Here is a 1,284-nt window from a genome sequence, read left to right as displayed (position 1 = left end):
ATTATAAGTGTGTATAAAGGAATACTATTAATAAACGAAATCAAAGTGTTTATGAAATTGTAAAGGCACCCATCCCTGGTTGTCACTTTCTTTTACTAATGAAAGCAGGTATGTATGGAACTACCTTACAAAAGTTATTATCTTGTTGAACTAACAAATATGGGGTTGGAAACAGCTCCATTTTCTTATGCAACTAACGGGGCAGGTTAGTTTTATAAGGCATTTTTTTTAGATTTTATTAACTCCAGGTATGTTAAAATGAATTAACAATATATGGATAAAGAAAGGGGAGGTTAGTTAATTGAATAAATACATAAAACCATTTTTAGTTTTTGAATGGATCACGGTATTAGGAGCATCAACAGTTGCTTACATACGTTGGGGTTTTCCACTTTATATCTGTATAGGGATCGTTTTATTAGGTATTATCCTTACTCTATACTTTTCAAAACGATACGAAAAGAAATCAATTAATAAATCACAATAAACATAGAATCGAAGGATCTCTTATTAGAAGATCCTCTGCTGCTTGAAAAAATGCCTATTCCTTAATGAACTAACGGGGCAGGATAGTTCAATACGGTGTCTTTAATAAAAGAAGATTCTTCAAAAGTGAAGAATCCCCCTAAATGTTATTACTCGATGCGAAGGGCTTGAATGTCTCGGCAGTCAACAAAAATGACAGTACCAGGTTCTGTCTCTTCGTCTCTGAATCGGGCACAACAAGTATTGTTGTCAAAGGCACGGAAGATAACATCTTCAAGAACTGTGCCTCCAGATAAAAAAACGTCTACTTCTGTACCAGGACGCAAACGGCGTAAAGTATTACATACACATCCATTGCACCTGTTTCTACGAGATGAACTGGATTGATGACTCGATGAATTTCGACTTGACATCATTACATCCCCCTTTCAATAGCTTGTCTTACTTTAATAACATATGAAAGGGAAAACAATCAGGAGTGGACAAAGTGATTGATTGGTTGGCACATTTTCGAGCTAATTTGGCTTGTTTTTTTGCTCCTTGGGCTACGAGGGACAGACAAGACACACTACCATGAAAATTAAACACTAATAATCAGGAAAAAGACCATATTAAATAAAACGCAAGCTTCAATTTTTTGAGTTAGCTGAAGAACGGAGCTGTCTTTAAGACAGCTTTTTCGTGCGCCCGGCATGGGTGCAATCTATAGGGTGTGAGTCCCGAACCATGAAGGCAGTAGTAATGGTTAGCTTAATGCAAGGGTGTCCACGGTGACGTGGAATCTGAAGGAAGCAAGCG

1 protein-coding gene is annotated in these 1,284 nt (G+C 37.0%); it reads right to left on the bottom strand.

Annotation, left to right across the window (positions count from 1 at the left end; all coding sequences use genetic code 11):
* Positions 1-635: 635 nt before the first annotated feature.
* Positions 636-899, bottom strand: a complete 264-nt coding sequence (locus LQ203_RS27290; protein ID WP_230163061.1) for a hydrolase — start codon at positions 897-899, stop codon at positions 636-638.
* Positions 900-1,284 lie beyond the last annotated feature (385 nt).

The sequence above is a fragment of the Peribacillus sp. Bi96 genome, assembly GCF_918698115.1.
Taxonomy (GTDB): Bacteria; Bacillota; Bacilli; order Bacillales; family DSM-1321; genus Peribacillus.
Note: the sequence above shows the minus strand (reverse complement) of the source record. Positions and strands in the feature narration are given on the sequence as shown.